16 protein-coding genes are annotated in these 16,402 nt (G+C 67.8%); 7 read left to right on the top strand and 9 right to left on the bottom strand.

Going from position 1 to position 16,402, the window contains the following annotated elements; translation table 11 throughout:
- Positions 1-35: 35 nt before the first annotated feature.
- Both ACX80J_RS05345 and ACX80J_RS05350 read right to left on the bottom strand, forming a co-directional pair.
- A complete protein-coding gene (locus tag ACX80J_RS05345; RefSeq protein WP_459344034.1) occupies positions 36-806 on the bottom strand; it encodes an SDR family oxidoreductase in 771 nt (256 codons plus the stop codon).
- A complete protein-coding gene (locus ACX80J_RS05350) occupies positions 806-2,188 on the bottom strand; it encodes a GntP family permease (protein WP_459344035.1) in 1,383 nt (460 codons plus the stop codon). Before ACX80J_RS05350 ends, ACX80J_RS05345 begins: the two co-directional genes overlap by 1 nt.
- A 111-nt stretch (positions 2,189-2,299) precedes the next feature.
- Between ACX80J_RS05350 and ACX80J_RS05355 the strand changes: the two genes are divergently transcribed.
- Positions 2,300-3,007, top strand: a complete 708-nt coding sequence (locus tag ACX80J_RS05355) for a FadR/GntR family transcriptional regulator (RefSeq protein WP_459347108.1) — start codon at positions 2,300-2,302, stop codon at positions 3,005-3,007.
- A 43-nt stretch (positions 3,008-3,050) separates the two neighbouring features.
- Here the strand turns inward: ACX80J_RS05355 and ACX80J_RS05360 are convergent, their stop codons facing one another.
- Entirely contained in the window at positions 3,051-3,797 is a 747-nt protein-coding gene (locus tag ACX80J_RS05360) for a DUF72 domain-containing protein (RefSeq protein WP_459344037.1), read from the bottom strand.
- A 109-nt stretch (positions 3,798-3,906) separates the two neighbouring features.
- Here ACX80J_RS05360 and ACX80J_RS05365 point away from each other — a divergent pair, with 109 nt between their 5' ends.
- Positions 3,907-4,563: a dihydrofolate reductase family protein gene (locus ACX80J_RS05365; protein WP_459344038.1), complete on the top strand. Its 657-nt coding sequence runs from the start codon at positions 3,907-3,909 to the stop codon at positions 4,561-4,563.
- Positions 4,564-4,648: 85 nt separating this feature from the next.
- Here the strand turns inward: ACX80J_RS05365 and ACX80J_RS05370 are convergent, their stop codons facing one another.
- Both ACX80J_RS05370 and ACX80J_RS05375 read right to left on the bottom strand, forming a co-directional pair.
- The gene (locus ACX80J_RS05370; protein WP_459344039.1) at positions 4,649-5,146 is read right to left on the bottom strand and encodes a DUF4396 domain-containing protein; all 498 of its coding nucleotides are present in this window, start codon (positions 5,144-5,146) and stop codon (positions 4,649-4,651) included.
- Positions 5,147-5,307: 161 nt separating this feature from the next.
- The gene (locus ACX80J_RS05375; protein ID WP_459347109.1) at positions 5,308-6,276 is read right to left on the bottom strand and encodes a GlxA family transcriptional regulator; all 969 of its coding nucleotides are present in this window, start codon (positions 6,274-6,276) and stop codon (positions 5,308-5,310) included.
- Positions 6,277-6,479: 203 nt separating this feature from the next.
- Between ACX80J_RS05375 and ACX80J_RS05380 the strand changes: the two genes are divergently transcribed.
- A complete protein-coding gene (locus ACX80J_RS05380) occupies positions 6,480-7,133 on the top strand; it encodes an isochorismatase family protein (protein ID WP_459344041.1) in 654 nt (217 codons plus the stop codon).
- 34 nt (positions 7,134-7,167) lie between these two features.
- Here the strand turns inward: ACX80J_RS05380 and ACX80J_RS05385 are convergent, their stop codons facing one another.
- Positions 7,168-8,139 carry an EamA family transporter gene (locus ACX80J_RS05385; protein ID WP_459344042.1) on the bottom strand — a complete coding sequence of 324 codons (972 nt, stop codon included), beginning with the start codon at positions 8,137-8,139 and terminating at the stop codon, positions 7,168-7,170.
- An 87-nt stretch (positions 8,140-8,226) separates the two neighbouring features.
- Between ACX80J_RS05385 and ACX80J_RS05390 the strand changes: the two genes are divergently transcribed.
- The 4 genes from ACX80J_RS05390 (at position 8,227) to mmsB (ending at position 12,943) form a co-directional block, all read left to right on the top strand.
- Positions 8,227-8,772 (top strand): CGNR zinc finger domain-containing protein, encoded by a 546-nt coding sequence (locus tag ACX80J_RS05390; protein ID WP_459344043.1) that lies wholly within the window; start codon positions 8,227-8,229, stop codon positions 8,770-8,772.
- A 228-nt stretch (positions 8,773-9,000) separates the two neighbouring features.
- Complete coding sequence (gene chvE / locus ACX80J_RS05395; protein ID WP_459347110.1) at positions 9,001-10,125, top strand: multiple monosaccharide ABC transporter substrate-binding protein; 1,125 nt, start codon at positions 9,001-9,003, stop codon at positions 10,123-10,125.
- 65 nt (positions 10,126-10,190) lie between these two features.
- Positions 10,191-11,738: a multiple monosaccharide ABC transporter ATP-binding protein gene (gene mmsA / locus ACX80J_RS05400; protein WP_459344045.1), complete on the top strand. Its 1,548-nt coding sequence runs from the start codon at positions 10,191-10,193 to the stop codon at positions 11,736-11,738.
- On the top strand, positions 11,735-12,943 hold the full coding sequence (gene mmsB, locus ACX80J_RS05405) for a multiple monosaccharide ABC transporter permease (protein WP_459344046.1): 1,209 nt from the start codon (positions 11,735-11,737) through the stop codon (positions 12,941-12,943). Before mmsA ends, mmsB begins: the two co-directional genes overlap by 4 nt.
- 219 nt (positions 12,944-13,162) lie before the next feature.
- On the opposite strand, the gene ACX80J_RS05410 is transcribed toward mmsB, so the two are convergent.
- The 3 genes from ACX80J_RS05410 to ACX80J_RS05420 all read right to left on the bottom strand — a co-directional run bounded on the left by ACX80J_RS05410 (position 13,163) and on the right by ACX80J_RS05420 (position 16,357).
- The gene (locus tag ACX80J_RS05410; RefSeq protein ID WP_459347111.1) at positions 13,163-14,221 is read right to left on the bottom strand and encodes a class I SAM-dependent methyltransferase; all 1,059 of its coding nucleotides are present in this window, start codon (positions 14,219-14,221) and stop codon (positions 13,163-13,165) included.
- 112 nt (positions 14,222-14,333) lie between these two features.
- Entirely contained in the window at positions 14,334-15,920 is a 1,587-nt protein-coding gene (locus ACX80J_RS05415; protein ID WP_459347112.1) for an AAA family ATPase, read from the bottom strand.
- 38 nt (positions 15,921-15,958) lie between these two features.
- Entirely contained in the window at positions 15,959-16,357 is a 399-nt protein-coding gene (locus tag ACX80J_RS05420; RefSeq protein WP_459344049.1) for a hypothetical protein, read from the bottom strand.
- Between the last annotated feature and the right edge of the window lie 45 nt (positions 16,358-16,402).

Consider the following 16,402-nt stretch of genomic DNA (forward strand, 5'->3'; position numbering starts at 1 on the left):
CAGTCGCCTGGCGACCGCGGCCGCCGGCGATGGCGTCAGACGACGGAGGTCATCCCGCCGTCGACGAAGATGTTCTGGCCGGACACGAACGTCGATGCGTCGGAGGCCAGGTAGATGAGGGTCCCGATGAGCTCCTCGAACTTCCCCCACCGCTGGGCGGGGGTGCGGTTGATGACCCAGGTGTTGAAGGCCTCGTCCTCGACCAGCGCCCGGTTCATCTCGGTCGCGAAGTACCCCGGAGAGATCGCGTTGACCTGGATGTTGAACCGGGCGAGGTCGGCCGCCATGCCCTTGGTCAGCATGATTACGCCGCCCTTGGTCGCGGAGTACGGCGCGATGGTCTGCCGGGCAAGCATCGACTGGACCGAGCCGATGTTGATGACCTTGCCCGAACCCCGCTCCGCCATCCGCCGGGTGACCTGCCGGGAGACGTAGAAGACGCTCGACAGGTTCGTCGTGACCATGTCGTCCCAGTCGGCCGGGTCGAAGTCGTTGAACGGCGCGCGCCGCTGGATACCGGCATTGTTGACGAGGATGTCCGGCACCCCGTGGTCCGCGACGAGCGCCGCGATACCCTCAGCGGCCGCGTCGGCATCCGTGACGTCGAACGTCGTGGTGGCCGGGACCGTGCCGGTCGCGTCACCGATGCCGGCGGCGGCCTTCGCCACAGCCTCCGCGTCGCGCCCGTGCACCACCACGCGGGCGCCGGCCTGGGCCAGACCCATGGCGAGGGCGTACCCCAGGCCTCGGGAGGAGCCGGTGACCAGTGCCAGCCGGCCCGTGATGTCGAATGTGCCGGGCGCCATCAGCCGAGCCAGAAGACGAGGAGCGTCAGCCCGAATCCGGCCACGGATTCGAGCGACTGCTGGACGGTCCAGGTCTTCAGCGTGGTCTTCACGTCCATGCCCATCAGCCGGCCGACGAGCCAGAAGCCGGAGTCGTTGACGTGGCTGGCGAACACGGACCCGGCCGCGCTGGCGAGCGTAATGGCGACGATCTCGAGGGGGCTGAACCCGCCGGCGACCACGGCGGGGGCCATGAGTCCGGCGGTGGTGACGAGTGCCACGGTTGCCGAGCCCTGCGCGACACGGAGGATGACGGCGATGATGTACGCGGCCAGGATGATCGGCAGGCCGATGGAGGCGAGGGAGTCCGAGAGCGCGTCGCCGATACCGGAAGCACGCAGGACGCCGCCGAACATGCCGCCGGCACCGGTGATGAGGATGACGGAGCAGACCGGGCCCAGCGCGGAGTCGAGCACCTTCTCCAGGGCCGTGCCGTTCTCACCGCGCCGGTGACCCAGGACAGCGGTCGCGACGAGCACGGAGATGAGCAGTGCCACAGGCGATGAGCCGATGACGGTCAGGACCTGCACCCAGGTCTGCTGCTCGGCGTCGACGACGCCCGCGGCGTCGAGGAAGTCCAGGCCGGTGTTCATGAAGATGAGCACGAGCGGCAGCAGCAGCATCCCGACGACGGTGGAGAACTTGGGCGGGTTGAGCGGCTGGTCCTCATCGATTGCACCGAACAGTGCCGGCACCGGAAGGATGTACTTGGTGGCGACGAACTTGCCCCACAGGTAACCCGTGACGTACCAGACCGGGAAGGCGATCAGCAGGCCGACCAGGAGCACCAGTCCGAGGTTCGCGCCGTAGAGCTCGGTCGCGGCAACTGGACCGGGGTGCGGCGGCACGAAGACGTGCATGACCGAGAAGGCGGTGGCGGCGGGGATGCCGTACAGCAGCACGTTGGTGCCACCCATGCGCCGGGCGACGGCGAAGATGATGGGCAGCATGACGATCAAGCCGGCATCGAAGAAGATCGGGAAGCCCATGATCAACGATGCGAGGCCGAGTGCGAACGGCGCACGCCGTTCGCCGAAGACGTCGACGAGCTTGTCCGCGAGGACTCTAGCCCCGCCGCTGTGCTCGATCATCTTCCCGAGCATCGCCCCGAGCCCGATCAGCAGTGCGACGGAACCGAGGGTGGTGCCGAAGCTGGTCACCAGCGTGGTGACGATCCCGCTGGCGGGGATGCCCGCTGCGAACGCGGTCACGAGCGAGACGAGGACCAGCGTGAGGAACGCGTGCACCTTGAATCTAATGACCAGGACGAGGATCAGGGCGATCGCGCCCGCCGCGATGCCCAGCAGGGGTCCAGCCCCCAGTGTTTGGGTCCAATCTTCCACAGAACTCTCCGTTGATGTTCAGCCCCCCGTGGGGCGGTTTTGCGCTTGGAGCGATAGTGTGTCACAAAGATCACACTTACAGCAAGAAAGATAACACCTTTGAGTCGCAGCATGCCCAACTTGTCGCCCGCTCCGGTGCTGCACAATTCCATCCTCGAACGTCTCGGCACGGAGATCGTCCAGGGCGTCCGACCGCCCGGCAGCGTGATCACGCTCGCCCGGCTGGAGGACGAGGCCGGGGTCTCCCGGACGGTGATCCGCGAGGTCGTCCGGATTCTCGAATCGATGGGCATGGTCGAGTCACGGCGGCGCGTCGGTGTGACCGTGCTCCCCGCCACGTCGTGGAGCGTCCTGGATCCCCAGCTGATTCGCTGGCGGTTGACGGGAGCGGAACGGCACGCCCAGCTCCACCGGCTGACCGAGATGCGGCTCGCCCTCGAACCGACGGCCGCCCGCCTCGCCGCGCGCCGGGCGACGGCGGAAGTAGGAATAGAGCTGCTCGAACTCGCCAGTCGCCTGCGCGTCCTCGGAGAGGCGGGCCGGGGCCATGAGCCGCCCTATCTGGAGGCCGACATCGCGTTCCACGCCTTGCTGCTCGCAGCAAGCGGCAATGACATGATCGCGTCCCTGCACGGAATCGTCACGGAGGTGCTGGCGGGCCGGACCGACCTCGGCCTGAGTCCGGCAGACCCGGTCCCCGATGCGTTCGACAACCATGAGGCCATCGCCCGCGCCATTCTGGACCGCGACGAAGACCGTGCGGAGCAGTACGCCAAGGCCGTCGTCCTGGAGGTGTGGCAGGAACTGGGCAACCTCTGAGCGACCGGGCGGTTCCCGTTCCGGCGGCCCGCACTCCGGCGGATCAGCCAGGCAGGCCGGCCGCGTGGACCAGTCCCCGGAGTGTTTCCGCGTTCCGCACGGCGTGGCCGCCGCCGTCGTTGTTGAAATACACGTAGACGTCCTGGCCGGAACGGTGCCACTCCAGGATCCGCTCCGCCCACCAGCGCAGGTCCGCATCGGAGTACGAGCCCGCGTACAGATGCTCGTGGTCCGGCCCGTGCAGCCGCACGTACACGAAGGGCGCCGTCGTCCTCAGGATGCACGGCAGGCCGGCGCCGCTCATCACGCAGTATGCAGCCTGGTGTCGCCCGAGCAGCTCGTAGACGGCGTCGTCGTCCCAGCTCCGATGGCGGAACTCGACGGCCACCCGGATCCACCACGGCACACGGGACAGGAAGTAGTCCAGGCGGGCGTCGTCGCGCTCCAGAGTCGGCGGGAGTTGGACGAGCAGGACGGCTCGCCGGTCGCCCAGCTCATGCCAGCAGCGGGCGATCCGCTCGATCCAGACCTCCGGCGCGTACAGCTTCTTGCCGTGCGTCAGCCCGCGCGGCGCCTTCACGGACAGCGCGAACCCGGGGGGAAGACGACGGTGCCAGCCGGCGAAGGTCGTATCGCGCGGCCAGCGGTAAAAACTGGCGTTCAGCTCCACGGTGTCGAATCGGGCCGCATAGTGGTCCAACCGCTTCGCTGACGGCGTGCCCTGCGGATAGCAGATGCCGTTCCAGTGGTCGTAACTCCATCCGGAGGTACCGATGCGGATTTCGCTCACCGTCGCCACACTACCCAGCGCCGTCCGCTCCCGTTCTTTCGTCGTCGGTCTTGAGCGCAGGGTTCGGGCACCGTACGGTGTTCGAACGGCAAGCACATCAGGAGATGACATGTCCCTCGTCCGCGTGCACAACTTCTCGGTCTCCCTCGACGGCTTCGGCACCGGCGAGGGCCAGCAACTCGACGCCCCCTTCGGCCACGCGGGCTCGCGGCTGATGGAGTGGGCTTTCGGGACGCGCACCTTCCGCGAGATGGGCATCCCCGGGGAGTCGGAAGGATCCTCGGGCGTCGACGAGGCGTTCGCCCGCGGGTGGGCGCCCGGGATCGGCGCGGAGATCATGGGGCGCAACAAGTTCGGTCCTCATCGCGGCCCCTGGGAGGACGAGGAATGGAAGGGCTGGTGGGGCGACAACCCCGTCTTCCACACCCCTGTCGTGGTGCTGACCCACCATCCTCGGCCGGTACTCGAGATGGAGGGCGGGACGACCTTTCACTTCGTCGACGCCGATCCAGGGTCCGCGCTCGAGCAGGCGCGCGCCCTGGCGGGCGACCTCGACATCCGGATCGGTGGCGGCGTCAGCACCATCCGACAGTTCCTCGCGGCGGACCTGATCGACTCCATGCACATCGTCGTGGTGCCGATCGTCCTGGGCCGGGGCGAACGGCTCTGGGATGGGCTCGAAGGACTCGAAGACCGCTTCGAGATCGAGGCGACCCCTTCTCCGCGCGGAGTGCTGCATATGGTCTTCACGCGGAGGGCCCGGTAGGGCACAGCGAGCGGTGACCCCTACGAGCGCTCGGGGCACGTCCTTGACTGGTCGATGCACCGGCAGTGACCGCCCGTGCGATGGATCAGTGGTGGTACTGGTGGACGACGGCGTGGCCCTTGCCGCGGCTGATCAGCCACCGGTTCACGGGGGTGGTGATCAGGAAGGCCAGGACCAGCGAGGCGGCAAGGGACATCCAGAACAGGACAGAGGCGATGCCGGCGTCCATGGCGCCCGGGATGGTGAGCATCGCGGTGTTGTCGATGATCTCCATCACCGCGATGGAGATGGTGTCCGCCGCGAGGGCTACCTTCAGTGCGCTGCGCCAGGGCACCCCGGCACGGAGAACTCCGCGCATCGTGAGTGCGTAGCCGAAGACGAACGCCAGTGCGACGGACAGGACGACCGTCACCAGGTCGTGCAGGCCGAGGCTGGTGCCGATCACCATGCCCAGGACCTCACCGATGGCACATCCGGTCAGGCAGTGCAGGGTGGCTGTAGCGGCCATCGACCAGGAGGTCGCCGACGGCCCTCCGTCCTGGCCGTGGTGATCGTGATGGGCGGAATGCAGGTGCTCGCTCATTCTTCCTTCTCCTTCAGCTGGTGCCGTATCCGGCGGCGGCTTGGAATTCCGCCGGCGCCGTCCTATACCCCCACTGGGTATAAGCATAGCGCATACCCCCCGGGGGTACCAGCCCTGCCCTGTCTTCGTCCAAATCCGCCCGGGACGACGCACGCCGGCATCTAACCTCCCGGAGCGCCGGGTGAGGGAAGAGCCTCGAAACGCCGTCGGTATTCCGTGGGCGTGGTCCTGAACGCTGCCGCGAAGTTCTGCCGCATCGTGACAGCGCTGGCGAACCCGCTGGCCGCAGCGACCCGGTCCATCGGCAGGTTCGTCTCCTCGAGCAGCCTGCGACTCTCGTCGAGCCTCCTGCTGCGCACCCATGACGCAGGGGTTGTCCCCGTGCTCGCACGGAAGGTCCGGACGAAGGTACGCCGACTCAGATGCGCCCGTGCCGCCAACTGTTCGATGGTCAGCGGCTCGGCGAGGTTCTGGAGTGCCCACTCGACCACGGCCGAGATCGGGTGCTCGCGACGCTGGGGTGGAAGGGGACGCTCGATGTACTGGGCCTGGCCCCCTTCGCGGTGCGGTGCCACGACAAGCGCACGCGACACCGAGTTGGTCGCCGCCGCGCCGAGATGCCTGCGCACCAGGTGCAGGCAGGCGTCGATGGCCGAAGCGGTCCCGGCCGACGTGATGACGTCCCCGTGATCGATGTACAGGACGGATGCGTCCGTCCGGACGTCCGGACGCCGCTCCGCCAGGGCATCCACGACCTTCCAATGCGTGACCGCCCGCCGCCCGTCGAGCAACCCGGTGTCAGCAACGGGAAGAGCGCCCATGCAGAGCCCCGCGATCGTCGCACCCCGCTCGTGGGCTGCCCTCAGGACATCCTGCAGTCCGTCCCCGGCGACCCTTCCGTCCTCGAACCACGAGGGCACGACGACGATGTCGGCATCACCGGAGACCCGCGGTCCCGCGACGCCGCCGATGAGGTAGCCCTCCGCGGTCCGGACAGCCCCCGCCCTGTCCGAGAACAGGGTCGTCGTCCACTGCTCGTACCCCTGCCGCCTGACCTCGTCGAAGACCATCTGCGGCACCGCGAGATGGAACATCGGCACGCCGTCGAAGGCGTAGATGGCGATGTGCACGGATCCTCCGATCACTGAAGCGCTGCCGTCGAGCGCCTGTCCGGCACGGGGACCGCGTCCCGACCAGGGCTCCCGGGGCCGATGACATGTTGGCGCAAATCCATCGTAGGTCAGCAGTCGTGCCACTCCCACAGGACGGCGGCGGGGCGAAGAATGAAGGAATGCTGTCACCGGACGGCACCGGAAGCCAAGGAGAACCCCTCATGACCGCACCCCGTCGCGCACTCGTCATCGTCGACGTCCAGCAGCAGTACTTCGACGGCCCGCTGGAGATCCAGTACCCGCCGCACACCGAGTCGCTGCCGAACATCGTGCGGGCGATCGACGCCGCCACCGCTGCAGGCATCCCCGTCGTCGCCGTCCAGCACAGTGCGGGAGAAGGCGCTCCCGTCTTCGATCCGGGGTCCCCTGAGTTCGCACTCCACCCCGAGGTGGAGCAGCGCAAGGCAGAGAGCTGGAAGTTGCTCACCAAGCAGTACGGCTCCGTGTATGCCGGCACCGATCTCGCCGACTGGCTGGGAGGGCAGCAAATCGACACGGTCACCCTGGTCGGTTACATGACGAACAACTGCATCCTTGCCTCCTCCGTCGAGGCGGAGTTCCTCGGCATCAGCACGGAGGTCCTGTCGGACGGCACCGGCGCCATCAACCTCGCCAACGAGGCGGGCTTCGCACCCGCACAGGCCGTGCACGAGACGCTGATGGCCCTTCTGAACTCCAACTGGGCCAAGGTCTCCACAACCGGGGCATGGACCGAGGCGCTCGCGGCCGGACAGCCGCTCGCGGGAAGCGACCTGGGCAGCTCCGCTCTGGCCGGCGCCGAGCGCGCTTCGCGGACGGACGCCATGCGGGTATGAGGCAGCGGCGGCGCGCCGGACACCACAGCCGCCGTCAGGGCCTCGGCAGCGGCTCCACGGGATTGGGCTGGTCCAGCACGGCTGCCCGGGGGGCTTCGGCGCTGCGGAGCTCGTCCAGCCGCACGCACACCACGCCTGCGACGATCAGGAGTCCGCCGAGCAGCTGCAGGGCACCGGGCAGCTCGCCGAGGATCAGCCATGCCGCGAGCACGGCGAACATCACCTCGGTGAGCGCCACGAAGCTCGCCACCTTGGACCCGAGGCGCTGGGCGGCGAGGATACCGCTCACGTACGCCGCCACCGTCGCCACGAGGACCAGAACGGCGACGGGCACGATCCAGCTGTAGGTGCCTCCGGCCAGCGAGACGTCCGCGAACACGAACCGGAACGGCATGATCCCCGTCAGCCCGAGGACCAGGATGCTCGCGGCCGCGACCACCATTCCCCCGCCGGCCATCACGAGCGGAGGGAGCGATTCGTCCACCCGCGCGGACATGAGGAAGTACACGACGAGGCACACGGCGGCGGCGATCCCGAAGAGGATGCCGACCGGGTCGAGCCGGGTGTCGCCGGTGAGGTCCAGGACCAGCAGGAGTCCGAGGATGGCCGTGACGGCCCCGACGATCGTGAGGGTCTGCGGCGCCTTCCGCGAGCGCAGCCACAGGAAGCCGACGAGCAGCACGGGCGCCAGGTACTCGAGCAGGAGCGAGACTCCGACGGACATGCGCTGGACGGCGTTGAAGTAGAACAGCTGGCACAGGGCGATGGCGGTGGTGCCGTAGATGGCGATGGTCAGCGCATTGCCGCGGAGCGTGGCCCAGCGTCCGCGCATGGCGATCAGCACCGGGACGAGCAGCACGAGGGCCGCTCCTCCGATCCGGAGGCCGACAGCGGCACCGGGGCTCCAGCCGATCTCGAGGAGGGACTTGGCGAACGGGCCCGAGACGCCGAACGTGGCTGCCGAGACGAGTGCCATCCAGAGGCCGGCGGCGGGGCGCAGGGTCACGTCCACTCCTTCGGATCGATGATTGGTGTCATGGGTGACAAGTAGTTATGGTCGTGACACTAGAGGTGCGCGATGTCAGGAGTCAACATGTCTTTCACCTATGACACGGAAGTGGCGCTCGCGTCAGCCGCCGCACTCATCAACACCGCCAGGGAGGACGCCGACCCGCTCGACACCCTCGAGGGGCTCGACCGCTTCCTCGCCGAGCAGCGCTTCTCCGGTTCCCGGACGCACACGGAGGCCGAACTCCAGGCGGTCCGTGCCCTGCGTGACGAGCTCGAGGTGATCTGGTTCGCGGAGGAGGACGACGCCGTCGGGCTGGTGAACGCGATCCTTCGCCGCACCAACGCACTCCCCCAGCTCGTCCGGCACGACGAGTGGGACTGGCACCTCCACGCCACCGCGCCCGAGGCTCCCCTCGAGGAGCGCATGGCCACGGAGGCCGCCATGGCCCTTGCCGACGTGATCCGCGGACACGAGCTCGACCGCCTCCACTCCTGCGCGGCCGAGGACTGCGACGGCGTGGTGCTGGATCTGAGCCGCAACCGGTCGCGGCGCTTCTGCGACACCGGCAACTGCGCCAACCGGACCCACGTGAAGGCATACCGCGCCCGGAGGGCCCGGAGCGCGTAGGCACGGAAACGTATCACTTCGATAACGTTCTCCTGAAGTCTTGATGAAACGCTTGTCAGTGGATATGTTGTCTTCGCCTACATATTGTCGATGGCAACGTCGACCGGGCGCTACAGCGTTGTTTCAGCTCGATCCAGCCGGAAGGGACACCAGAGGCGACCCGCCGTCATCGCCGGCTCGTTCCTCTGCACACCCCCATCGGTCGGGTCCTTTTCAAAGGCACTACCCATGACCACGATCAAGAATGTCTCGGCCTTCCTGCTGGCAGTCGGTGTCGCAGCGGGAATGTCGGCCTGTGCGCCGGCAGGATCGACCGCCCCCGAAGCCGAGGGCGACGACGCCACCACCACCTGCAACGTCGGTATCTCCATGCCCACCCGAAGCCTCGAGCGCTGGATCAACGACGGCGAGGGACTCAAGGAGAAGCTCGAGGCGGCCGACTGCACCGTCGACCTCCAATACGCCGACAACAAGACGGACCAGCAGATCAGCCAGATCCAGAACCAGGTGGCGGGCGGAGCGAAGATCCTCGTCGTCGCAGCGATCGACGGCCAGACGCTCGGCCCCGCGCTCGAGGACGCCGCATCCCAGGACGTCAAGGTCATCGCCTACGACCGGCTGATCAACGGCACAGAAGCCGTGGACTACTACGCCACGTTCGACAACTACAAGGTCGGCCAGCTCCAGGGCCAGTTCATCGAGGAGAAGCTCGGCCTCGCCGACGGCAAGGGCCCCTTCAACCTCGAGCCCTTCGCCGGCAGCCCCGATGACAACAACGCCGCGTTCTTCTTCGCCGGCGCCTGGGACGTCCTGCTGCCCTACGTCGAGTCCGGCAAGCTGGTCGTCCCCTCCGGGAAGTCCCCCGCCGACAACGACGGCTGGAAGGCCATCGGAATCCTCGGCTGGGGCTCGGATGATGCCCAGGCCGAGATGGACAACCGCCTGCAGTCCTTCTACACCGGCGGCGACAAGGTCGACGTCGTCCTGTCCCCGAACGACAGCCTCGCGCTGGGCATCGAGGCCTCCCTCGACGCCGCAGGCTACAAGCCCGGCACCGACTGGCCCCTCATCACCGGGCAGGACGCGGACGTCGCCAACGTCAAGGCCATCCTGGGAGACCAGCAGTCCATGACCGTCTGGAAGGACACCCGCGAACTCGGGAGCCAGGTCGAGTCGATGATCACGGCGATCGTCGCCGGCGACGAGGTCGAGGTCAATGACACCGAGACCTACGACAACGGCAGCAAGGTCGTCCCGTCCTACCTCCTGGATCCCGTGGTGGTCACGAAGGACGACGTCGAGCCGAAGCTCGTGGAGTCCGGCTTCGTCAAGGCAGCAGACATCGGTCTCTGACCTCCGGGAGCGGGGTGCGGCCATGGCCGTGCCCCGCTCTTCCCCTCCAGCGAAGCGAGAACAGCATGAGTGACGTAATCCTCGAGATGGACGGAATCGTCAAGGAGTTCAGCGGCATCAGGGCCCTCGACGGTGTCTCGGTGAGCGTGGAGCGCGGCGAGGTCCACGCGATCTGCGGCGAGAACGGGGCAGGGAAGTCCACCCTGATGAAGGTGCTCAGCGGCGTCTATCCGCACGGCAGCTTCGACGGGACCATCACGCTCGACGGACGGCCGGTCGCCTACAGCTCCATCAACGACAGCGAGCGCGACGGCGTCGTCATCATCCACCAGGAACTGGCCCTCAGCCCCTACCTGTCCATTGCAGAGAACATCTTCCTGGGCAACGAAGTCCAGCGCGGCGGGGTGATCGACTGGAACAAGACGAACCTCATGGCCGCCGAACTCCTCGCGCGCGTGGGGCTGCAGGAGAATCCCGCGACGAAGGTCCTCGAGCTGGGAGTGGGCAAGCAGCAACTCGTCGAGATCGCGAAGGCGCTGTCGAAGGAGGTCAAGCTCCTCATCCTCGACGAACCGACCGCAGCCCTGAACGACGACGACTCCGCCCACCTGCTGGGCCTGATCGAGCAGCTGCGCACCCAGGGCATCACGTCGATCATCATCTCCCACAAGCTGAAGGAGATCCGCGCCATCGCCGATACGGTCACCGTCATCCGTGACGGGCAGACCATCGAATCCTTCCGGGTCACGGACAGCGACGACATCGAGACCCGCATCATCCGCGCCATGGTAGGGCGGCCGCTGGACCATCAGTTCCCGCCGCGGGAACCGGACATCGGCGAGGAGAAGTTCCGGGTCGAGGAATGGACCGTGCACCACCCCATCGACGTGGAGAGGGTCGTCGTCGACCGCGCGTCGTTCTCCGTGCGCGCCGGGGAGATCGTCGGCTTCGCCGGGCTCATGGGAGCCGGCCGGACGGAACTGGCGATGAGCATCTTCGGACGCTCCTACGGGAGCGGGATCTCCGGGCGGGTCTACAAGGACGGCAGGGAGATCCAGACGCGGACCGTCGGCGAGGCGATCCGGAACGGGATCGCCTATGTGACCGAGGACCGCAAGCGCTACGGCCTGAACCTGATCGGCAGCATCACGGTCAACGTCTCGGCCGCTGCCCTCGGCAAGCTCGCCAAGCTCGGCATCATCGACCGGAACAGGGAGTACGCCGTCGCGGACGAGTACCGCAAGCAGATGAACATCAAGACGCCGAGCGTCTCCGCCGTGGTGGGCAACCTGTCCGGCGGGAACCAGCAGAAAGTCGTGCTCAGCAAGTGGATCTACTCGGGGCCCGACGTGCTGATCCTCGATGAACCGACGCGGGGAATCGACGTCGGCGCCAAGTACGAGATCTACGGAATCATCAACGAGATGGCGGCCCAGGGCAAAGCGGTGATCGTCATCTCCAGCGAGTTGCCCGAACTGATCGGCCTCTCGGACCGCATCTACACCATCGCGGAAGGCAAGCTCACCGGCGAGCTGGACCGCGCCCATGCCAGCCAGGAGGAACTCATGCGCCACATGACCGCCGCCCGGATCCAAGGAGCACAGGCCCCATGACCACCACCACACCCGAGCAGGCCACCGCGCCCGTCCCGCCACGGCCGGAGCTCGCAAAGAAGAAGCGGCGCGGGGTCGACATGCGCCAGTACGGCATCCTCGCCGCCCTCGCCGTCATCATCCTGCTGTTCCAGGTCCTCACCGGCGGCCGCCTGCTGTACCCCGGCAACGTGAGCAACCTGATCCAGCAGAACGCCTACGTGCTCATCCTCGCCATCGGGATGGTGATCGTCATCATCGCCGGCCACATCGACCTGTCGGTGGGATCGATCGTCGCGACGGTCGGTGCGGTCGCTGCACTGTCGATGAACAGCTGGGGGCTCCCGTGGGGTGCCGCCGTCGCGTTGTCACTCCTCGTCGGCGCACTGATCGGCGCGTGGCAGGGCTTCTGGGTCGCCTTCGTGGGCATACCGGCCTTCATCGTCACACTCGCGGGCATGCTCGTCTTCCGCGGCGTCGCCCTCGTCCTGCTGACCGGCGGAACCATCAGCGGACTGCCGCGGGCCTTCAACTCCATCGGCTCCGGCACGCTTCCCGCCACCGGCACCCCGGATCTCATCACGCTCGGCATCGGCGCCCTGGCGTCGCTGGCCCTGGTGGTCCAGCAGCTCAAGGGACGCGCCGACCTGCGCCGCCTGAACCTGCCCCGCGAGCGCACCGTGTCCTTCGTCCTCAAGATCGCGATCGCCGTCGTCGCCATCATGTACCTGTGCTACCTGCTCGCGTACAACCGGGGCACACCGATCATCCTCGTCATCCTCGCGACCCTCGTGCTGCTCTATTCGTTCCTGCTCTCGCGCACGGTGTTCGGGCGGCACGTCTATGCCATGGGAGGAAACCTCTACGCGGCCATGATGTCCGGGGTGAAGACGAAGTGGGTCAACTTCTTCATCTTCGTGAACATGGGCTTCCTCGCCGGCCTTGCCGGCGTGGTCAGCACGGCCCGTGCGGGCAGCGCCGTGGCATCCGCCGGCGGAAGCTTCGAACTCGACGCCATCGCCGCCGTCTTCATCGGTGGAGCCGCGGTGCAGGGCGGCGTCGGGACGGTCGTCGGCGCAGTGATCGGCGGCCTGGTCATGGGCGTCCTCAACCAGGGGCTGTCCATCCTCTCGGTCGACGCGGCCTGGCAGCAGGTCATCAAGGGCCTGGTGCTCCTGCTCGCCGTCGCGTTCGACGTCTACAGCAAGCGCCGGAACGGCCGCTAGGTGTCCTGAGCCGGAGCGCCGGCTGCACGGCGAAAGGATGAAGACCTCCCGGTGATTGCATGCCGATCACCAGGAGGTCTTCATCCTTTTCCACGCATGGGGTGGGTCGGCCAGTTGCAGCGGTGTAGTGGCACGAGCCGATCTTTCGTGACTCGCCCCACGCATGCAGCAGCAGTACGGGCCACGCGGCGACGCCGCCGTGGACGAGACACGGTACCGCTAGGGCACCAGCTCGTAGAAGCGGAAGAACCCGAAGTCCTCGATCGGCAGGATCCTGACGTCGGTGAATCCTGCGTCCAGAGCGTACCGGCGGAGCGTGTCCGGTCGCATGACGGTGCCGGTACCGGCGCTGTCGGGGTGCGCCATCCCGTCGGGCAGGCAGATCAGCAGACTGAAGCCATACATGAGCCGTTCCAGCTCATCGCCCGGAGGAGCGAAGGATTCGGCCTCGGCCTCGTCCATGACAACCACGGTGCCGTCCTGCCGGAGCGCTCGTCGCGCTGCCGCCAGCACCTTGACCGGGTAGGGCATGTCATGGACGCACTCGAAGGCGAAGATCGCGTCGAACCGATCCGAGGGCAGTTCCGTCGCATCGGCGTGCTCGAAACCGGCAGCACTTCCCGTGACGGTCGCATTGGTCCGTGCGAGCCCTATCGACTCGGTGTCGATATCGAATCCGTGCACCCGCGCCCTCGGAAACATCCGGGCAAGCGCGATCGTCGACCAACCGGCGCCACACCCGATGTCGGCGATCCTGGTTCCTTCCGCCTGCAGTCGGGCCATCAGCGACGGCGCTCCGCCCAACGCATCGGCCAGTCTCGACTCGAACCATGGCCGATTCATGTCGGCCTGGGACTCTCGGGCATCAGCGCCGAACTCGGACCACGAGACCCCGGTGCCCGTCCGGTAGGAACGCTGCAACGCCGGAAGCTGGACGGCCGCACCGGCGAGCATCCGAGCCAGCGGTGCGAGATAGTTGAGGCTGCCCGTGTCGGTGAGGACTTCGGCCGAGCCCGGCGGCAGGGTGAAACGACGGCTGTCGTCCCCCGTGACCGTGAGCAGGCCCGTGATGGCCTGTTGCTCGAGCCACTCGCGAACATAGCGCTCGGACGTGCCGGTGCGCTGCGCCAGCTCGGACGACGACGCAGGCCCCTCCCTCGCAAGGCTCCGGTACCAACCGAGCCGGTCGCCGAGGTGGATGGCGAGTATGTCGATCGTGCCGCGCGCCGCATTCAGGATGCGTTCGGCGACAGCTTCAGCATCCGGGTCCGGGCCCATTCTTCCTCCGACGGCGGTGTGTTCGTGGAGCTCAGGATGTACCTGTTGCGGACAGCGTGCAAGGCATGGGCTCCCTCACCTGCCGCGGTGGTTCCGTGGGAGTCCGACGGAACTAGTCCGGGCCCTCCGCCCGGTCGATGCCCTCCACGCCGTCCCCCTGGAAGCCGTCCTCCGAATAGCCCCCATCGGCGAGGCCCTGTTGTACCTGCTCCTCCGAGGATGCGGGAAATGCGGACCCGTACTCCGGCAGGTAGATGCCGGAGTACGGCGCCAGTCCCGGACCTGCGGGGAGTGTTTCCTGCCCTTCGGAGAAGCCATCCTCCGAGGCGGGATAGTTGCTGCCGAGCAGGCTCCTCGTCAGCGACGCCGCGTCCGCCATGAGCTCGTCCACTGCCGCGAGGAGATGGTCGTCCTCCACCGGGACGCCCTGCAGTGCGGCGGCGAGGACCGCGCGCCGCACCAGCTCCCGCGTGAAGGACGCCGTCGTGCCCTCGATGTGCGCTGCGGCAGAGCCGATGACCCCGGGGCTGAACGGGAGGTTCCGGGCGTAGAGCCGCAGCAGCTCCGCCCGCTCGTGCTCGGCAGGCAGGGGCACCTCGACGGCCAGGTCCACGCGGCCCGGGCGTTGTGCGAGCGCGCGCTCGAGCATGTCGACGCGATTGGTGGTGAGGACGAAGGTGACGTCGGCGTCGTCGTCGAGCCCGTCCATCGCATCCAGCACCTCGAACAGCAGCGGCTGGGGGCCGTGACCGAAGCTGCGGTCCTCGGCAATCAGGTCGCAATCCTCGAGCACCACGATCGACGGCTGCAGGGCGCGTGCCATCCGGGCCGCCTCCCCCACGTGGGCGAGGGTGCCGCCGGACAGCAGGATCGCCGTCGTTCCCGTACTCGCGCTCAGCAGGAAGCGGACGGTGTGGGTCTTGCCCGTGCCCGGCGGACCGTACAGGAGGATGCCGCGCTTGAGGTGCTGGCCGGCCGCCACCAGCGCTTGGCGGTGGGCTGCGATGCCGAGAGCATGCTCCGTGACCCTCGCCAGGAGCCCCTCGGGAAGGATGACGTCGTCGGCCGTCAGGGTAGGTCGCGCGTGGAACGTCACGCCGGCGCTGCTCGGGCCGAAGTCCTCCATTGTGAAGGACAGGATCTGGCCCTTCAGGACACTCTCGCTCTGCATCCGCCGCCGGAACTCCGCGAGGAAGTCGGCGGTCACCGCGGGGTCCGGGCAGAGCACCTCGAGGGAGGCGGATTGCCGTCCGTACCGCGGATCCGCCTTGCGCTGCAGGAGCGCGATGGGCACGCCAGCGCGGCGGAAGAGCCGGAGGCCGAGTGCCACCGTCTGCCGTTGCCGGTCCGGCGCGACCGGCAGGTTCGCGTAATCCGGCTGCGCCAGCGGGAAGTTCGGATACAGCGCGGACTGCTGGAGCATGTCGCTCAGCGACATGTGGTGGCGCTGGTCCCCGCCCCCGATGCCGACGAGCCGCCCGTCGGGCCCCGTGAGGGACACGAGGATGATGTCCGCGTCGACGTAGCGGCTGCCCGACACGTCCTCCACGACGACGGGGACGCTGCCCGCTTCCGCACCCAGATGGGCGCTGAGGGTGTCGAGGAGTTCCCTGCCGCGCGCGGTGGAGGGCTGCGCTTCCTGCGCGAGGCGGACCAGAGTGCCGAAGGTGCTGATGAATCCTGCTACGTCATCCTGCATGAGGGGAGGCTAGCAGTAGCGTCAAGAGGGCGTGCGGGTCAGGTGTCCTGCTTCGGCAGGCGCTCCCCGTAGCGGGGCTCCTCGCCGGTCCCCCGCTGGGCGGCGTCGGACCCGGGCTCCGCGGCGGACTGTGCGGGCGGTGCCTGCCGGTCCGGCCTGGCGGACGAGCGGTTGATGCCGGAACCCTTGCTCAGGTGCTCCGAGTTCGGCGTCTCGGCCATCATGAGCATGGCGCAGATGACGAGCGAGGCGATGAACGCGATACCCGCAGCCGTCAGGCCCAGGTCGACGCGCAGTTCCTTGCTGCCGCCGCCGGTGGCGAAGATCGACGTCGCGACCCCGGCCACCACGGCCAGAACCGCGGAGAAGACGAGCGGTGCCTTGATGCCGTGGCGGAATCGTCCCTGCGTGGGCTTCCCCGGCTGGCGCTTGGCCACGGGCACTCCTTCCGGTGGTGCGAGATTTCTACGAGACGTAGAGGC

The sequence above is a fragment of the Arthrobacter rhamnosi genome, from assembly GCF_054510975.1.